The sequence below is a fragment of the Micromonospora sp. NPDC092111 genome, assembly GCF_044755745.1.
GTDB lineage: Bacteria > Actinomycetota > Actinomycetes > Mycobacteriales > Micromonosporaceae > Micromonospora.
In genome coordinates, this window is record NZ_JBIVRQ010000017.1 from 1 (window position 1) to 16437 (window position 16437).

Genomic DNA, 16437 nt, shown 5'->3' on the forward strand with positions numbered 1-16437 from the left:
GCGGCCGGGGCGGCTGCTCCGTGTGCTGCCTCGGGTGCCTGACCGCCCTGACCGCCCTGACCACCCGGAGCACCCTGCGGACCCTGCGGGCCCCATTGCAGGCGGGCGGCGTTGCCGTCCTTGAGGGTGAGGTCCTTGAGGGTGAGGTTGCCGCCGTCGGCGACTCGGAAGATGCGGAAGGCGTCTTCGGAGTCGCGCTTGATGGTGGAGTCGTCGCCCTTGATGGTGATGGCCTGTCGGATGGTGGGCAGGCCGGTGCCGGTCTTCTTGTCGTACCGGTCCAGCCTGTAGGTGCAGTCGCGGGCCAGCTTCAACGTGCCGCCGTGGTCACGGTTGGCCAGGTCGACGGCCTCGATCAACTTCTCGTCGTCACAGGGCACCTCCCGCACCCGACCGTGCTCGTCCCGGCCGCGTTGGTCCGGCGGCTTCTGTTCGGACGCGTCGGTGCCGTCCTTCTCCTCGGCCGCCTTGCCTGCGTCGCTGACCTTCTTCGGCGCGGCCGCGTGGTTCTCCGACGCGCGCTGCGAGTCGTCGGACTTGTTGTCCCGTGCGGCGAGACCCCCCAGCGCCGCCAGACCGACGACGCCGGTCAGCCCGGCCACGCCGGTGGCGACCCAGAGCGCCCGCCGCCTGTTCGTCGGTGGGGTCATCGGGGCCCCACCGTCGGTAGTCGTTACGTCGTTGGACATCAGAGCCTTCCGCCCTTTCGTGCTACAAAGGGGTCGCACACCTCAGGAGGGGCGACCAGCTACAAATCGGTTGTAGCCTCTGATGCACACCGTATGAGAAGGATCCTCGTGACGAGGACGTATCCGAGAAAACCGCACATTCGCCTCACATCTGGCGGCGGGCGACCCTTCGGAGCGTGCGGGCCAGGACGGCGACGAGCAGCGCAAACAGCGACGGGCCCCACCATCGGCGGCCCTACGACGAAACCGTCGTGGCTGCCGGCGGTGGGGCCCGCCGTCGTGGTCGTACCGGCCGGGATCAGCCCGGCAGACGCGGCCCTGCCTCCCGCTGCTCGGCCAGCCAGGTCTCCACCTCGGCGGAGCGGCGCGGCAGCCCGGCCGACAGGTTGACCGAACCCGTCGCGGTGACCAGGATGTCGTCCTCGATCCGTACGCCGATGCCGCGAAGCTCCTCGGGGACCAGCTCGTCCTCGGGCTGGAAGTACAGCCCCGGCTCGACGGTGAGCACGTAGCCCTCGCCGAGCGCGCCGTCGCGGTACGTCTCCTTGCGGGCGTTGGCGCAGTCGTGCACGTCGATGCCGAGCATGTGGCTGGTGCCGTGCAGGGTCCACCGCCGGTAGACCGTGGAGGCCGGGTCCATCGCCTCGTCGACGCTCACCGGCAGCAGGCCGAGATCCTTCAGCGCCTCGGCGAGCACCCGCATCGAGGTCAGGTGCACGTCCCGGAACGCCACGCCCGGCCGGATGGCGTCGATGCCGGCCTGCTGGGCGGCGTACACGGCGTCGTAGACCTGGCGCTGCAACGGGGTGAACCGGCCGTCGACCGGCAGCACCCGGGTCACGTCGGCGGTGTAGAGGTGGCGGTTCTCCACGCCCATGTCCATCAGCAGCAGCTCACCCGGCCGGGTCGCGCCGTGGTTGTGCACCCAGTGCAAGATCGTGGCGTGCTCGCCCGCGCCGACGATCGAGTTGTAACCGACGTCGTTGCCGTCGTGCCGGGCCCGCAGCGCGAAGATCCCCTCCAGCAGCCGCTCGGAGACCCGCCGGTCGGCCGGCAGCGCCCGGGCCACGTCCTCGAAGCCGCGTACGGTGGCGTCCACCGCGTCCTGGAGCTGGGCGATCTCCCACTCGTCCTTGACCAGCTTCAGCTCGGAGATGGCGATGGCCAGCTCCCGGTCGCGGGCCGGCTGGCCCTCCGCGCGGGCTCCGTCCCAGGGGCGCACCGCCGCGTCCACCCGGGAGTCGAACCCGCGCAGCACCCGGGTCCGCCCCGGCGCCAACCCGGCCAGGGCCGCGTCCAACTCGGTCAGGTCCTCCGTGGGCAGGCCCAGCTCGGTGGACTTCTCGGTCAGCGTGTGTCGCCGGCCCACCCACAGCTCGCCGTGCCGGCTGCGGAAGAACTCGTCGGTCTCCCGCGAGGACCGGGGGCGCATGTACAGCGTCGCGTCGTGCCCCGAGCCGTTGGGCCGCAGCACCAGGACGCTGTCCGGGTCGTGATCGCCGGTGAGGTACGCGAAGTCGCTGCCCGGCCGGAACGGATGGTCGGTGTCGTTGGCCCGTACCTTCTCGGTGCCGGTCGGGATGACCAGCGTCTCGCCCGGGAAGGCCGCGGAGAGCGCGGCCCGCCGCTTGGCGTGGTTGGGCACCTCCGGCCGGGGACCGACCGGCAGGGTGGTGTCGCGCCAGCCCTCCCGCATGAAGGACAGGAACGCCTCCGGGAAGTCCGGGTCGTGCGATTCGGTGCCGTCCGCCGGCTTGCTGTCCGTCCGTTCCTCGCCCATGGTCGGCTCCCTCCGCCTCGTCGCTGGTCCAGACGGTACCCCGGGCCCGGTCCGGAGGAGTGCCTGCGGTGCCGCGACGGGCGCTTCCCGCGCGTGGAAAGATGACGGCCATGTGCGGACTCCTGGCCTTCTTCAGCGCGAACGGCAACGCCGCGGCCCACCGTGACAACATCGCGGGGGCGTTGGAATGCCTGCACCACCGCGGACCGGACGAGACAGGGGTCGAGGTGGTCGGTGACGCCACCGGCCAGCACGCGGACGGGGTCTTCGCGCACAAGCGGCTGGCGATCATCGACGTCGCGTCCAGCCACGAGCCGCTGCCCTACGCGGGCGGCCGTTACCTGCTCACCTTCAACGGCGAGATCTACAACTACATCGAGCTGCGCGACGAGCTGGTCCGCAGCTTCGGCGCCCAGTTCGCCACCGCCGGTGACGGCGAGGTGATCGTCGCCGGCTACCACTACTGGGGCGAGCAGGTGCTCACCCGGCTGCGCGGCATGTTCGCCTTCGTCATCTGGGACCGGCAGGAGCGCCGGGCGTTCGGTGCCCGGGACTACTTCGGCATCAAGCCGCTGCACTACCTGGAGACCTCCGACGGCCTCTACCTCGCCTCGGAGAAGAAGGCGCTGCTGCCCTTCGCGCACTCCTACTACCAGGGCGACGCCGGGATCGACACGGCCAACCTCAGCCACTACCTGACCCTCCAGTACGTCCCCGAGCCCGGCACCCTGCACCAGGGGGTCAGCCGGATCGGCTCCGGCGAGTACCTGACCTGGACCCCGGGCGGCCGGATCGACGTGCGGCGCTGGTACCGGCCGGTGTTCCGGCCCGCCCCGGTCTCCGACGAGCAGCGGCTCTACCACGACATCCGGGAGACGCTGCGGGAGAGCGTCCGGATGCACATGCGCTCGGACGTGCCGGTCGGCTCGTTCCTGTCCAGCGGCATCGACTCCACCGCCGTGGTGGCCCTGGCGCGGGAGTTCAACCCGAACATCCTCACCTTCACCGTCGGCTACGACGTGCCCGGCTACTCCGAGATCGACGTCGCCCAGGACTCGGCCCGGCACCTCGACGTGACCACCATCCCGACCAAGATCGGGCCGCAGGACATGATCGACGCGCTGCCGAAGATCGTCTGGCACCTGGACGACCCGGTGGCCGACCCGGCCCTGGTTCCGCTCTACTTCGTCGCCAAGAAGGCCGCCGAGCACGTGACCGTGGTGCTCTCCGGCGAGGGCGCCGACGAGTTCTTCGGCGGCTACACGATCTACCGCGAGCCGCTCTCCCTCGGCACGGTCAACGGCCTGCCCGGCGGGGTGCAGAAGGGCCTGCGGGCGGTCTCCAAGGCGATCCCGCAGGGCGTCAAGGGCAAGAGCTTCCTGGAGCGCGGCACCACGCCGATCGAGCAGCGCTACTACGGCAACGCCCGGATGTTCACCGAGGAGGAGAAGCAGCACCTGCTGCGCCGCTACGACCCGTCGGTGCGGTACACCGACGTCACCGCCCCGATCTACGCCGAGTGCACCGAGCTGGACGACGTCACCAAGATGCAGTACGTCGACCTCTACACCTGGCTGCGCGGCGACATCCTGGTCAAGGCGGACCGGATCTCGATGGCCCACTCGCTGGAGGTCCGGGTGCCGTTCCTGGACCGGGCGGTCTTCGACGTGGCGGCCACCATCCCGGTGGACCTGAAGCTGCCGCCCCGCTCCGACGCCACCAAGTACGCCATGCGGCAGGCGTTGCAGGGGGTCGTCCCGCCGGCCATCGTCAACCGCAGGAAGCTGGGCTTCCCGACCCCGACCCGGGTCTGGCTGCGCGGCGAGATGTACGAGTGGGCCCGGCACGTGCTGTCCACCTCCGGCGCCGGTGACCTGGTCGACCTGTCGTACGCGATGCGGCTGCTGGAGGAGCACAAGCGGGAGGAGGCCGACCACTCCCGCAAGGTGTGGACCGTGCTGATCTTCTGCATCTGGCACGCCATCTTCGTGGCGAAGACCCTCGACCCGGGCATCCAGCGCAACCAGTCCGCCCTGCTCACCAAGCCGGTGGTCGGCAGCATGGTCCGCTGACGCCGTGCTGGTCGACCCGGAGGTCCGCGCCCGGCCGGGCGCGGACCTCCGGTCCTGCTAGCGGTGCGTCACCGACCGGTGCAGGTGACCGTGGGCAGACCGTTGGTCCCGGTCGTGCTGGCCGTGAAGCCGAAGGTGGTGGTCCCCTCCGGCGCGATGCTGCCGTTGTACGCGGCGTTGGTGACGGTCACCGACGATCCGCTCGTGCTCAGCGTGCCGTTCCACACCTGCGAGATCTGCTGACCGTTGGGCCAGGTCCAGTTCGCCACCCAACCGCCGTAGGTCCGGGAGCTGTGGTTCATGATCATGACCTCGCCCTGGAAGCCGCCGGTCCAGGCGCTGACCACCTTGTAGACCGCCATGCAGTCGCCACCCGGCGGCGGCGTCGTCGGGCTCGGCGGCGGGGTGGTCGGGCTCGGCGGGGGAGTGGTCGGGCTGGGCGGCGGGGTGGTGGGGCTCGGCGGGGGCGTCGTGCCACCACCGTTGCCGACCCCGGTCACCTCGCCGTTGCCGCCGTCGAAGGTGACGTCCGAGCAGCCGAAGAAGTTCTCCTGGCTGTCCGAGCGCACCCAGCGGGAGTAGATGATGTGCCGCCCGGACTTGCCCGACGGCAGGTTGCCACTGAAGTAGTAGTGCCCCTCGTTGGTGCCCGGCGAGCCGTTCTGCGGCGGGTTGGTCACCTGGAGGAACGGCTGCTCCTCCAGGTCGCTCCAGGCCAGCGGCCGGGTCGGGCTCCAGGTGTTCTTGGTGACGTAGAAGTAGAACGTGCCCGGGTGGTGGGCCCAGTTGCTGTACTTGAAGTCCAGCCGGGCACCGGACGTCAGGTGGGTCAGCGGCCAGTCGGTGCGAGCCAGGTCGTACCCGGTGTAGCCGGGGTTGCCGCCGCTGCACAGCTTGCCGTCGGGGATGAAGCCGACGGTGCGCCCGCCGGCGTCCGAGCGGAGCACGCTGAACCAGTTGTAGAGGGAGTTGGCGCCGCTCTGGGCGACGGCGGCGGAGCAGGCCGGGTTGATCGGCTTGATCTCGCCGGTGGGGCTCAGGCCGTCCTTCCAGCACAGGTAGGTCCGGCTGCCCGGGGTGATCGGCGTGCCGTGCGCGGCAGCCGGTTCGGGGCTCGACACCAGGGCGAGTCCGCCCAGGGCGAGGGTGGCGGCCGCGGTGAACAGCGCGGCCGTACGGGAACGGAGCACGAGCTTCTCCTGATCCGCGGGGTGGCGCGAGCGCCGCCCCGCACATGGTGGGGGATGCGTCGATCGCGGCGTCAGGCCGACGGCCCCGGAGGGCCGGACGGCCGCGTGCCGCCCCCGGTCCGTGCCCACGGACCGGTGCCTCTCGCGTCGACCCCAGCTCGTCGCCGGCGGTACGGCAGCCCCCGCACCGACCCGGCACGGGCAATCCCATCACGCCCGGACGAACCATGCAATAGCCGTTGCTCGATGTGTGAAGACGGGGGCCTCGCCCCGCCCCGGCGGGCACTGTGCCAGCCTGGTACCGAGCGACGACGGGCTGGGAGGCGACGTGGGATACGCGGTGGTGGTCGGTGAGGCACTGGTCGACCTGCTGGACGACGAGTGCGAGGGCCGGCCCGTGTTTCGCCAGGAGATCGGCGGCGGCCCGCTCAACGTCGCCGTCGGGGTGGCCCGGCTCGGCGGGACGGCCCAGTTCGTCGGCTCGCTCGGTGACGACGTGCTCGCCGACCGGATCCGCGCCTTCCTGGCCGGTGCGGGGGTCGGGCTGGCCGGCTCGGTCACCGTGCCGGCGCCCACCACGCTGGCGGTGACCACCCACTCCGGGGCCGAACCCGACTTCCGCTTCTACGGCGAGCCCCCGTCGTACGGCCTGCTCGCCGCCGACGACCTGGACGTGGCGCTGGTCGAGGGCGCCGACGTGCTCTACTGCGGCTCGATCGTGCTGCTGAGCCCGCCGACGCTGGCCGCCGCCCGCCGGGCCTGGGCACTCGCTCCCGGGCTGCGCGTCTTCGACCCCAACGTCCGCCCCCGACTGCTGACCGGCCCGACGGCGCTGACCGCCCTGCGGGAGGTGGTGACGGAGTTCGCCGCCGGGGCGCACCTGGTCAAGCTCAGCAGCGCCGATGCCGCGCTGCTCTGGCCGGGCGAGCCGGTCGAGGGGGTCGCGACGTACCTGCGGGAGCTGGGGGCCGGCACGGTGGTGGTCACCCTCGGCGCGGACGGTGCGGTGGTCGCCGCCGGCCCCGACCCGGTCCGGGTGCCCGCGCCGAAGGTACGCGCGGTGGACGCCACCGGCGCGGGCGACTCGGTGATGGCCGCCCTCGTCGCCGACCTGCTGGTCGACGGCGAACCGGCCGAGCCGGTCGACTGGCACCGGCGGGTGGCGTTCGCGCTGCGGGTCGCCGGCCTGGTCTGCGAGTCGCCCGGCGGGGCGGTCGCCATGCCCACCCGGGCCGAGGTGCTGCGCCGCTTCGTCGACTGAGCGCGCGGCGGCCCCGCCGTCGGGGGAGAGGCTAGCCGTTGCCGTCGAGTTCGGCGTAGCCGCGGCGGGCGGCGATCAGGCCGGGGCGGGCGCCGAAGGGCGAGTCGGCGGCGACCCGCTCCGGTGGGGCGGTCGCCGTGTGGGCGGCCCGGATCAGCCAGGCCAGCTCCACGAGCTGGGCGTGCTGCGCCCGGACGAAATCGACGTCCACCGGGTCGCCGTGCCCCGGCACCACCACCGTCGCGGGCGTGGTCATCCGCAGCAGCTCGGCGACCGCGTCCGGCCACTGCAACGGGTACGAGTCCTCGAAGGCGGGCGGCCCCGCCCGCTCCACCAGATCCCCGGCGACCAGCACGTCGGCGTCCGGCACGTGTACCACCAGGTCGGCGTCGGTGTGCCCGTGCCCGGGGTGGCGCAGCACCACCCGGCGACCCCCGACATCCAGCACCGTCTCGGTGTGCACGGTGTGCGTCGGCGCCAGCAGGACCGTCGTCGCCAGTTCGGCGGCGAGCTGTGGCTGTTCCTCGCGCATCTCCTCGTACGCCGCCCGGCGCAGCCGGTCCGGCTGCTCGCGGAGCGCGGCGGCGGCCACCTCGTGCGCGTACACCGGTCGGGCCGGGTCGGCGGCGAGCGTCGCGTTGCCGAAGCAGTGGTCGAAGTGGTGGTGGGTGTTGACGACCGTCCACGGGTGCGGGGTGACCGCCCGGGCCGCGGCGGCCAGCTCGGCGGCCTGCCCGGCGGTGGAGAGGGTGTCCACCAGCAGCGCCGCGCCGTCGCCGACGACCAGCGTGACGGTGACGTCGAGCAGTGGCTCGCGCAGCACGTGGACCCGGTCGGCGATCTCCACGAACCGGACGGTCACGACGCCCGCACCGCGCGTTCGACGAAGCGCTGCCGGTCGACCAGCGCCCGCTCCACCCGGCCCACCGCCACCGTCGCGTCGCCGTCGGTGACCGTCACCTCGAAGAGCAGCCGCCGGCCGCCGGCCTCGGCCAGTCGGGCCCGCGCGACCACCGTCCGCCCGACCGGGGTGGCGGCCAGGTGCTCCAGCTCGACCCGGACCCCGACCGTGGTCCGGCCGGCGGGCATCCGGGCGGCGGTGGCCGCCACGGTGGCCGCCTCGGCGAGGGCGAGCACCCGGGGCGTGCCCAGCACCGGCACGTCGCCCGAGCCCACCGCCAGCGCGGTGTCGGCGTCCGTGACGGTCAGCTCGATCCGGGCGGTCAGCCCGGGTGGGAACGGGCTCTCCGGCTGCTCCTGCATGCGCCCAGCCTAGGTGTTCGACGGTGATCCGGACCACGCCGACCGAGATCCCGCCGCCGCCCGGGGCCGGACCTGCCGTCCCGGCCGGCCGCTCCGACCAGGGCCGGGAGTCCGGTACCGGGCCGGGGGTGACTCCGCCGGTCGGCCACCGGACGGGTGGTCGGCGGCGGTCGATGCGTTGCCCGCCGTTAACCTAGACCGCGATGGCCGTCGTGACTGACCCCCAATCCCCCGCCCCGACCGGACCCGCCGACCCGCCCGCCGGCGGGCGACGCCGCGTGATCGCGATGTCGGTCTGGGGCGTCGTCTTCGTGGTGGCCTGGCTGGCCATCGGCCTGCCGACCGACCCGGCGTACGCCTTCCTGTGGATCTGGGCGGGCACCGTCGCGTGGAACTGGGGCCGGCCGTGGCGCACCCACCTGCGCTTCGCCCGGGACTGGATCCCGGTGTTGCTGCTGCTCGCCGTCTACAACCTCTCCCGCGGGCTCGCCGACAACGGGCGGATCCCGCACGCCTACGAGCTGATCGTCGCCGACCGGGTGATGTTCGGCTGGGCCACCGGCGGAGAGGTGCCCACGGTCTGGCTCCAGCAGCACCTCTACCGGCCCGAGGTGCACTGGTGGGACGTGGCCGTGAGCTGGATCTACTTCTCCCACTTCGTGGTGACCCTGGCCGCCGCCGCGGTGCTCTGGGTGCGGAGCCGCGACCGCTGGGCGGCGTACATGCGGCGCTGGGGTTTCCTCTGCGCGGCGGGCCTGGTCACCTACTTCGTCTACCCGGCCGCGCCACCCTGGTGGGCGGCGCAGAACGGCCTGCTCACCGAGGTCGCCCGGATCTCCACCCGGGGCTGGAAGGCGTTCGGCATGCACGGCGCCGGCAACCTGCTCAACGCCGGGCAGATCGCCTCCAACCCGGTCGCGGCGATGCCCTCGCTGCACACCGCGTGGGCCCTGTTCGTGGTGCTGTTCTTCCTCCGGGCCACCCGCAGGCGGTGGTGGCCGCTGCTGCTGGCCTACCCGCTCGCGATGACCTTCACGCTGGTCTACAGCGGCGAGCACTACGTCATCGACGTGCTGGTCGGCTGGGCGTACGTGGGGATGACGTTCCTGGTCGTCGGCCTGGCCGAGCGGGGCTGGCGGGCCTGGCGGGTCCGCCGCCGGCCGGACCGGGAGCCGTCACCGGCCCAGTTGGTCACCCCCCGGGACATGCCGCCGGAACCCGCCGCCGATCCGGCGCGGACCGCCTCCGGCTGATCCGGCGCGGGCCGCCGGTGGTTGTTCCGGCGCGGGCCGCCACGGCTGATCCGGCGTGGGGCCGCCTGCGGTTCCGGCGCGGGCCGGCCTCGGCCGGTCGGGAACGGGCCGGGCGGGGTCAGCGGGCGCGGCGCGCGGTGTGCGCCCGCGCGGTCAGCTCGGCCGCGAGGGCCCACGCCTCCGCCAGGTCCCGGTCGTGGGCGGCGGCACCGGCCCCGCCGGCGGTGTCGGCGTGCACCGTCGCCAGCCGCAGCCGCCGCTGCGCCGGGCCCTGCACCACCCGTACGCTCTGGATCCGGGCGTACGGCACCAGCGCCACCTGCCGGGTGAGCAGACCGGACCGGACGGCGAAGACCCGCTCGTCGAGCCCGGCGCCGAGCACCCGCGCGCTGAGCGGGCGCAGCCAGCGGGCCCGGGCCGGCGGGGCGGTCAGCGGCAGCGCGGTGAGCCGTACCCCGGGCAGCACCTCGGCGAGGAGTTCCTCGGCGGTGCGCAGGTCACCGACGGGGAGCAGCCGGTCCGGCCGGTTGCGGTCGTCCGGCTCGCCGCCGGAGTAGCCGGCGACCTCCAGCCGCAGCCGCAGCCAGCCCTTCATCCGCCACAGCAGCGGCCAGGTCACCCCGATGGTCTGCACCCGCACCAGCGGGACCGTCTGCACCCGGGTCTCCAGCAGGCCGTTGCGGATCCGCAGCCGGTCGGCCTCGCGGACCAGCCGGAAGTTCCAGTCGTCGAGCACCCGCCGGACCGGTTGCAGCAGCACACCGGCCATTGCGGTGAGGGTGCTGGCGACCGCGATGAACGACCAGGAGCCCTCGTTGACGAACTGCACCACCACGAAGGCCAGACCGAACGGGAGCAGGAACGCCTGCGGGGTGAGGAGTTGGCTGACCAGCAGGTCGGAGTTCGTCACGTCGTGCAGCGGGCGGCCGACCGGCTCGTCCGGCGCGGCCACCGGGGCGGCGGCCCCGGGACCCGGCGGGCCGGCCGGCTGGGCCGGGGTGGCGGCGGGCTCCCGGCCGTGCGTGCCGGCCGCGACGGCGAGCAGCCGCTGCCGCAGCCGGGCCGCGTCGGTGACCGAGAGGTACGCCAGCGGCGCCTCGGTCTTGCCCCCGCCGACCACCTCCAGCCGCAGCTCGGCCAGGCCGGTGAGCTGCGCCAGCAGCGGCCGGACCACCTCGACGGCCTGGAGGCGTTCCAGCGGGATCGCCCGGGTACGCCGCCACAGCAGGCCCTCGTGCACCCGCAGTTCCCGCCCGACGATGTGGTAGCCGGTGTTCCACCAGCTCACCACCGCCAGCACCGTGGCACCCAGCGCGAGCAGCACCACCATCGCCGCGAACCAGCCGAAGCCGACCCGGGACAGCGTCGACCAGGAGAGCCCGGCGATCACCACGACCAGGGACTTCGCCCCCTGCAACACCGGGCTGAGCGGGTGCAGCCGTTGCCGTGGCTCCGCGCCGGCCGGCGAACCGGGGGCGGGCGGACCTGCGGCGGACCAGCCGGGGGCGGGCGGGCCCGGGGCAGGCCAGCCGGGTACGCCGGCAGGCGGCTCGGGGTGGGCCGGAGCCGGGCCGGGGTGCCCGTCGGTCACAGCCCCTCCGCCCGGTCCTCGCCGAGCGCGGTGAGCCGATCCCGCAGCCGGGACGCCTCGGCCGGGCGCAACCCGGGCACCCGGGCGTCGCTGGCTGCGGCGGCGGTGTGTAGCTGCACGGTGGCCAGGTCGAAGGCGCGTTCCAGCGGCCCGGCGCTGACGTCGACGAACTGCATCCGCGCGTACGGCACGATGGACAGCCGTCGGACCAGCAGCCCGTGCCGGACCAGCAGGTCGTCGGCGCGTTCGGCGTACCCCCAGGCGCGGACGGCGCGGACGACGGTCACCGCCCGCCAGAGGCCGCCGAGCAGCACCACGGCGCATCCCGCGCCGAACAGCCAGTGCCCGCTGAACGCCCAGCCCAGCGCCAGCCCGACCAGCAGCACCGCCAGGCCCACGGCGAGCCGGAGCAACTCCACCCAGATCAGGTCGGTGGAGATGGGCTGCCAGCGGACGGTGGCCGGCCAGGGTTCCAGGGCACTGACCGGGGGCTGGGATGGCTCGGCACCGTTCACGGTTCGAGGGTATGCGATCCGGGGAGCGTGGTGACCTCCCGCAGGAACCCCCGGGCGTCGAGGAAGTCGCCGAGGGTGTCGCGGTGGGCCGGACAGGCCAGCCAGGTCTTGCGTCGCTCGGGCCCGTGCAGCCGGGGATTGTTCCAGCGCAGCGCCCAGACGGCGGGAGCGCGGCACCCACGGGACGAACAGATCGGTGCCTCGTCGGCGGGTGCGGGAGCGGTCACCCGGGGAGTCTAGTGCCGCCGGGGTGGGAGTTTGAGCGCCGGGCGACCACGGGGGGAGCCGCCCGGCGACGGGGTGAATCGTACACGTGGCAGGCCCCGTCGTGTCCACCCTCGTTCAGCGATTCGGCGATCCGGACGGCGTGGCGGAAATCGGGTTCTCCCCACCTCGGCTCTCAGCCGGGCATGCGAGTCTTGATACCGCACCACGCCGCGACGACCGACCATGCTGTGGAGGACCGGTGGCCCAGCCGACCACGCCCGACGCCCCGACCCCGAACGGGGCGGCACCCGTGACACCCGCGACGGTGACCACCCCGGCGCAGGACGCGACCCTGCTGGAACGCGCGCTGTTCGAGATCAAACGGGTGATCGTCGGGCAGGACCGGATGGTGGAGCGGATGTTCGTGGCGCTCCTCGCCCGGGGGCACTGCCTGCTGGAGGGCGTACCCGGGGTGGCCAAGACCCTCGCGGTGGAGACCCTGGCCAAGGTGGTCGGTGGCGACTTCGCCCGGGTGCAGTTCACTCCCGACCTGGTTCCCGCCGACATCATGGGCACCCGGATCTACCGCCAGTCGAGCGAGAAGTTCGACGTCGAGTTGGGCCCGGTCTTCGTCAACTTCCTGCTCGCCGACGAGATCAACCGGGCGCCGGCCAAGGTGCAGTCGGCGCTGCTGGAGGTGATGAGCGAGCGCCAGGTCTCCATCGGCGGCGAGACCCACCGGGTGCCCGACCCGTTCCTGGTGATGGCCACCCAGAACCCGATCGAGCAGGAGGGCGTCTACCCGCTGCCGGAGGCGCAGCGGGACCGGTTCCTGATGAAGATCGTGGTCGGGTACCCCACCGACGCGGAGGAGCGGGAGATCGTCTACCGGATGGGGGTCGCCGCGCCCGAGCCGGCGCAGGTCTTCACCAGCGACGACCTGCTCGCCCTCCAGCGCAAGGCCGACCAGGTCTTCGTGCACAACGCACTGGTCGACTACGCCGTCCGGCTGGTGCTGGCCACCCGTACCCCCGCCGAGCACGGCATGCCGGACGTGGCCCGGCTGATCCAGTACGGCGCCAGCCCGCGCGCCTCGCTTGGCCTGGTCCGGGCCACCCGGGCGCTGGCCCTGCTGCGCGGCCGGGACTACGCGTTGCCGCAGGACGTGCAGGACATCGCCCCGGACATCCTGCGGCACCGGCTGGTGCTCAGCTACGACGCGCTGGCCGACGACGTGCCCGCCGACCACGTGGTGCACCGGGTGATGTCGACCATCCCGCTGCCCTCGGTGGCGCCCCGGCAACAGGCGTCCCCGCCACCGGTCAGCGGTCCGCCGGCCGCCGGCTGGCCCGGGCAGCGGCCGTGACCGCACCGGTGCGCCCGGCCGACGCCGGTGGGGAGCGGACCGAGGCGGTGCTGTCCCGCTTGCAGTTGCTGGTCACCCGCAAGCTCGACGGGCTGCTCCAGGGCGACTACGCCGGGCTGCTGCCCGGACCGGGCAGCGAGGCGGGTGAGTCCCGGGAGTACCGCCCCGGCGACGACGTACGCCGGATGGACTGGCCGGTCACCGCCCGCACGACCATGCCGCACGTACGCCGTACCGTGGCCGACCGGGAGCTGGAGACCTGGCTGGCGGTGGACCTGTCGGCGAGCCTCGACTTCGGCACCGGCCGGTGGCTCAAGCGCGACGTGGTGGTCGCCGCGACGGCCGCGTTCACCCATCTCACCGTGCGCGGCGGCAACCGGGTCGGCGCGGTGATCGGCACCGGAGCCGAACCGCCCGCGCCGACCGGCCGGTGGCGGTCCGCCCCGCCGCCGCCCACCGGGCCGGGAACGCTGACCCGGGTGCCGGCCCGCTCCGGCCGGCGGGGGGCCCAGGCCCTGCTGCGGGCGGTGGCGCACACCCCGTCACGGCCCGGCCGTGGCGACCTGGGCGCCCTGGTGGACCTGCTCAACCGGCCGCCCCGCCGACGCGGCCTGGCCGTGGTGATCTCGGACTTCCTCGCACCGCCCGAGCAGTGGGGCCGGCCGCTGCGTAAGCTGCGGGTCCGGCACGACGTGCTGGCGGTCGAGGTGGTCGACCCGCGCGAGCTGGAGCTGCCCGACGTGGGGGTGCTGCCGGTGGTGGACCCGGAGACGGGGGAGCTGCACGAGGTGCAGACCGCCGACCCGCGGCTGCGCCAGCGGTACGCCGACGCGGCGGCCGCCCAGCGCGGCGCGATCGCCGCCGAGTTGCGCGCCGCCGGGGCCGGGCACCTGCGCCTGCGTACCGACCGAGACTGGCTGCTGGACATGGTGCGATTCGTGGCCGCCCAGCGGCACGCCCGCACCCGGGGGACGACGCGATGATCCGTTTCATGCAACCGTGGTGGCTGCTGGCCCTGCTGCCGGTGCTCGCCCTCGCCGCGTGCTACGGGTGGCGGCAGCGGCACCGCCGGGCGTACGCGATGCGGTTCACCAACGTGGACCTGCTGCGTACCCTCGTGCCCCGGGGCCTGGGCTGGCGGCGGCACGCGGCGGCCACCGTGTTTCTGCTGGCCCTGGTGGCGCTCGCCACCGGGATGGCCCGTCCGGCGGTCGACACGAAGGAGCCGCTGGAGCGGGCGACCGTCATGCTCGCCATCGACGTGTCGTTGTCCATGCAGGCCGACGACGTGTCGCCGAACCGGCTGGAGGCCGCGCAGGAGGCGGCGAAGCAGTTCGTGGGCGAGCTGCCGGCCAGCTACAACCTGGGGCTGGTCTCGTTCGCCAAGGCGGCCAACGTGCTGGTGGCCCCGACCAAGGACCGGCAGGCGGTGACCGCCGCGATCGACGGGTTGACCCTGGCCGAGGCGACCGCCACCGGGGAGGCCGTCTTCACCTGCCTGGAGGCGATCCGTTCGGTGCCGGCGGACGGCGCGGCCGGTATCCCGCCGGCCCGCATCGTCCTGCTCTCCGACGGTTTCCGCACCTCGGGGCGGTCGGTGGAGGAGGCCGCGGCGGCGGCGCAGGCGGCGAACGTGCCGGTCTCCACCATCGCGTTCGGCACCGACGCCGGGCAGGTGGACATCGGCGGTCAGTTGCAGCGGGTGCCGGTCGACCGGCTGGCGTTGGCCCAACTCGCCGAGACCACCGAGGGCTTCTTCTACGAGGCGGCGTCGGTCGCCGAGTTGAAGCAGGTCTACCAGGACATGGGTTCGTCGATCGGGTTCCGCACCGAGCCGCGCGAGATCACCCAGTGGTACGCGGGGGTGGCGCTGCTGCTGGCGCTCTGTGCGGGCGGGCTGAGCCTGCTGTGGACGTCCCGGATGCTCTGAGCGGGACGTCCGGGCCGGTGGCGGTCAGTGACCGCCACCGGCCAGCACGAAGATCACGACCACCCAGACGGCGGCGAGGGTGAAGCCCAGCGGGGCGACGTAACGGCTCATGGACGGCTCCGTGGCGACTGGACGGTCCGCGGGCGGGCGGGCCGCAGGGGTTGATCAGGACGCGCACACGAAGTCGTGACCGGGCTGCTCCACCGCGGGGCGTCCCGGCGCGGGACGACACACGCCGGCCTCCCCGGTCGACGGCCGAGGGTGGGACGGTGCGGGGAGCGGAAGCTGGGTCAGCTCCACCGACTGAGGCGTGGCTCAGCGGGGCTGACGGAGGGCCCGGCCACGACTGGGAGGATCGCTATTTCGCACAGCGATCACCTCCTGCGGTCGGCGGGGCCCGGAAGGCGAGCCACATTCGGCTCGCAGACGCCGGTCATCGTACAACGGGGACGCCGGGGACGCGTACTCGGCCGGCCGGGTCGGATCGGCACCCGGACGGGTCCGGCCGCACCCCGGCGCCGGATCACCGGGGCCGCCGTTAGCGCTTACCTGCCGGTAACGCCTAGGCTCCGACCGGAATGATCAGCTCAACTGAGGGGGACCCGTGGCCCGTACCGTGCTGGTGACCGGCGGCAACCGGGGGATCGGACTGGCCATCGCGCAGACCTTCGCCAAGCAGGGCGACCGGGTGGCGGTGACCCACCGTAGCGGCGACGCGCCCGAGGGGCTGTTCGGGGTCCGCTGTGACGTCACCGACTCCACCTCCGTCGACGCGGCCTTCACCGCGATCGAGGCCGAGCTGGGTCCGGTCGAGGTGCTGGTCGCCAACGCCGGCATCACCGACGACACGCTGCTGATGCGGATGTCCGAGGAGCAGTTCACCGGGGTGCTGGACACCAACCTCACCGGCGCCTTCCGCTGCGCCAAGCGGGCCTCGTCGAAGATGCTCCGGGCCAAGTGGGGCCGGATGATCTTCATCTCCTCGGTGGTCGGGCTCTACGGCGGCGTCGGCCAGGTCAACTACGCGGCCAGCAAGGCCGGCCTGGTGGGCGTGGCCCGCTCGATCACCCGGGAGCTGGGCAGCCGCAACATCACCGCGAACGTGGTCGCCCCGGGCTTCATCGACACCGACATGACGGCGAAGCTGCCCGAGGAGCGCCGCACCGAATACCGCAAGGCCATCCCGGCCGGCCGGTTCGCCGAGCCGGACGAGGTCGCCGGGGTGGTGACCTGGCTGGCCTCGGACGCCGCCGGCTACATCTCCGGCGCCGTCATCCCGGTCGACGGCGGCCTCGGCATGGGTCACTGAGAACGTACGGA

At 73.4% G+C, this 16437-nt stretch carries 14 protein-coding genes and 1 pseudogene; 7 read left to right on the forward strand and 8 right to left on the reverse strand.

What is annotated here, in order from left to right; genetic code table 11:
- Positions 1-650, reverse strand: a pseudogene (locus ACIQG9_RS25275) (hypothetical protein); the annotation flags it as partial.
- Between the two features lie 337 nt (positions 651-987).
- Positions 988-2469 (reverse strand): aminopeptidase P family protein, encoded by a 1482-nt coding sequence (locus tag ACIQG9_RS25280; RefSeq protein ID WP_400406929.1) that lies wholly within the window; start codon positions 2467-2469, stop codon positions 988-990.
- Between the two features lie 110 nt (positions 2470-2579).
- On the opposite strand from ACIQG9_RS25280, the gene asnB reads away from it, so the two are divergent.
- Positions 2580-4541, forward strand: coding sequence for an asparagine synthase (glutamine-hydrolyzing) (gene asnB / locus ACIQG9_RS25285; protein WP_400406932.1), 1962 nt, complete (start codon positions 2580-2582; stop codon positions 4539-4541).
- Between the two features lie 68 nt (positions 4542-4609).
- Here the strand turns inward: asnB and ACIQG9_RS25290 are convergent, their stop codons facing one another.
- Positions 4610-5731 (reverse strand): lytic polysaccharide monooxygenase, encoded by a 1122-nt coding sequence (locus tag ACIQG9_RS25290; protein ID WP_400406935.1) that lies wholly within the window; start codon positions 5729-5731, stop codon positions 4610-4612.
- A gap of 328 nt (positions 5732-6059) precedes the next feature.
- Here ACIQG9_RS25290 and ACIQG9_RS25295 point away from each other — a divergent pair, with 328 nt between their 5' ends.
- On the forward strand, positions 6060-6992 hold the full coding sequence (locus ACIQG9_RS25295) for a carbohydrate kinase (protein ID WP_400406938.1): 933 nt from the start codon (positions 6060-6062) through the stop codon (positions 6990-6992).
- A gap of 31 nt (positions 6993-7023) precedes the next feature.
- Here ACIQG9_RS25295 and ACIQG9_RS25300 read toward each other — a convergent pair whose 3' ends face one another.
- Together ACIQG9_RS25300 and ACIQG9_RS25305 are read right to left on the reverse strand one after the other, a co-directional pair.
- Positions 7024-7854: an MBL fold metallo-hydrolase gene (locus ACIQG9_RS25300; protein WP_400406941.1), complete on the reverse strand. Its 831-nt coding sequence runs from the start codon at positions 7852-7854 to the stop codon at positions 7024-7026.
- Positions 7851-8255 (reverse strand): thioesterase family protein, encoded by a 405-nt coding sequence (locus ACIQG9_RS25305; RefSeq protein ID WP_400406944.1) that lies wholly within the window; start codon positions 8253-8255, stop codon positions 7851-7853. Before ACIQG9_RS25305 ends, ACIQG9_RS25300 begins: the two co-directional genes overlap by 4 nt.
- A 203-nt stretch (positions 8256-8458) precedes the next feature.
- Between ACIQG9_RS25305 and ACIQG9_RS25310 the strand changes: the two genes are divergently transcribed.
- Positions 8459-9508 carry a phosphatase PAP2 family protein gene (locus ACIQG9_RS25310; protein ID WP_400406947.1) on the forward strand — a complete coding sequence of 350 codons (1050 nt, stop codon included), beginning with the start codon at positions 8459-8461 and terminating at the stop codon, positions 9506-9508.
- Between the two features lie 118 nt (positions 9509-9626).
- Here the strand turns inward: ACIQG9_RS25310 and ACIQG9_RS25315 are convergent, their stop codons facing one another.
- The 3 genes from ACIQG9_RS25315 to ACIQG9_RS25325 all read right to left on the reverse strand — a co-directional run bounded on the left by ACIQG9_RS25315 (position 9627) and on the right by ACIQG9_RS25325 (position 11841).
- Positions 9627-10946 carry a PH domain-containing protein gene (locus ACIQG9_RS25315; RefSeq protein ID WP_400407147.1) on the reverse strand — a complete coding sequence of 440 codons (1320 nt, stop codon included), beginning with the start codon at positions 10944-10946 and terminating at the stop codon, positions 9627-9629.
- A gap of 149 nt (positions 10947-11095) precedes the next feature.
- Positions 11096-11614, reverse strand: coding sequence for a PH domain-containing protein (locus ACIQG9_RS25320; RefSeq protein WP_400406950.1), 519 nt, complete (start codon positions 11612-11614; stop codon positions 11096-11098).
- The gene (locus ACIQG9_RS25325) at positions 11611-11841 is read right to left on the reverse strand and encodes a hypothetical protein (RefSeq protein ID WP_400406953.1); all 231 of its coding nucleotides are present in this window, start codon (positions 11839-11841) and stop codon (positions 11611-11613) included. The genes ACIQG9_RS25320 and ACIQG9_RS25325 overlap by 4 nt, the downstream gene beginning before the upstream one ends.
- Before the next feature lie 239 nt (positions 11842-12080).
- Between ACIQG9_RS25325 and ACIQG9_RS25330 the strand changes: the two genes are divergently transcribed.
- The 4 genes from ACIQG9_RS25330 to fabG all read left to right on the forward strand — a co-directional run bounded on the left by ACIQG9_RS25330 (position 12081) and on the right by fabG (position 16426).
- Positions 12081-13187 (forward strand): AAA family ATPase, encoded by a 1107-nt coding sequence (locus ACIQG9_RS25330; RefSeq protein WP_400406956.1) that lies wholly within the window; start codon positions 12081-12083, stop codon positions 13185-13187.
- Complete coding sequence (locus ACIQG9_RS25335; protein WP_400407150.1) at positions 13166-14170, forward strand: DUF58 domain-containing protein; 1005 nt, start codon at positions 13166-13168, stop codon at positions 14168-14170. Before ACIQG9_RS25330 ends, ACIQG9_RS25335 begins: the two co-directional genes overlap by 22 nt.
- Positions 14167-15117 carry a VWA domain-containing protein gene (locus tag ACIQG9_RS25340; protein WP_400406959.1) on the forward strand — a complete coding sequence of 317 codons (951 nt, stop codon included), beginning with the start codon at positions 14167-14169 and terminating at the stop codon, positions 15115-15117. The genes ACIQG9_RS25335 and ACIQG9_RS25340 overlap by 4 nt, the downstream gene beginning before the upstream one ends.
- A gap of 604 nt (positions 15118-15721) precedes the next feature.
- Positions 15722-16426 (forward strand): 3-oxoacyl-ACP reductase FabG, encoded by a 705-nt coding sequence (gene fabG, locus ACIQG9_RS25345; protein ID WP_400406962.1) that lies wholly within the window; start codon positions 15722-15724, stop codon positions 16424-16426.
- Positions 16427-16437 lie beyond the last annotated feature (11 nt).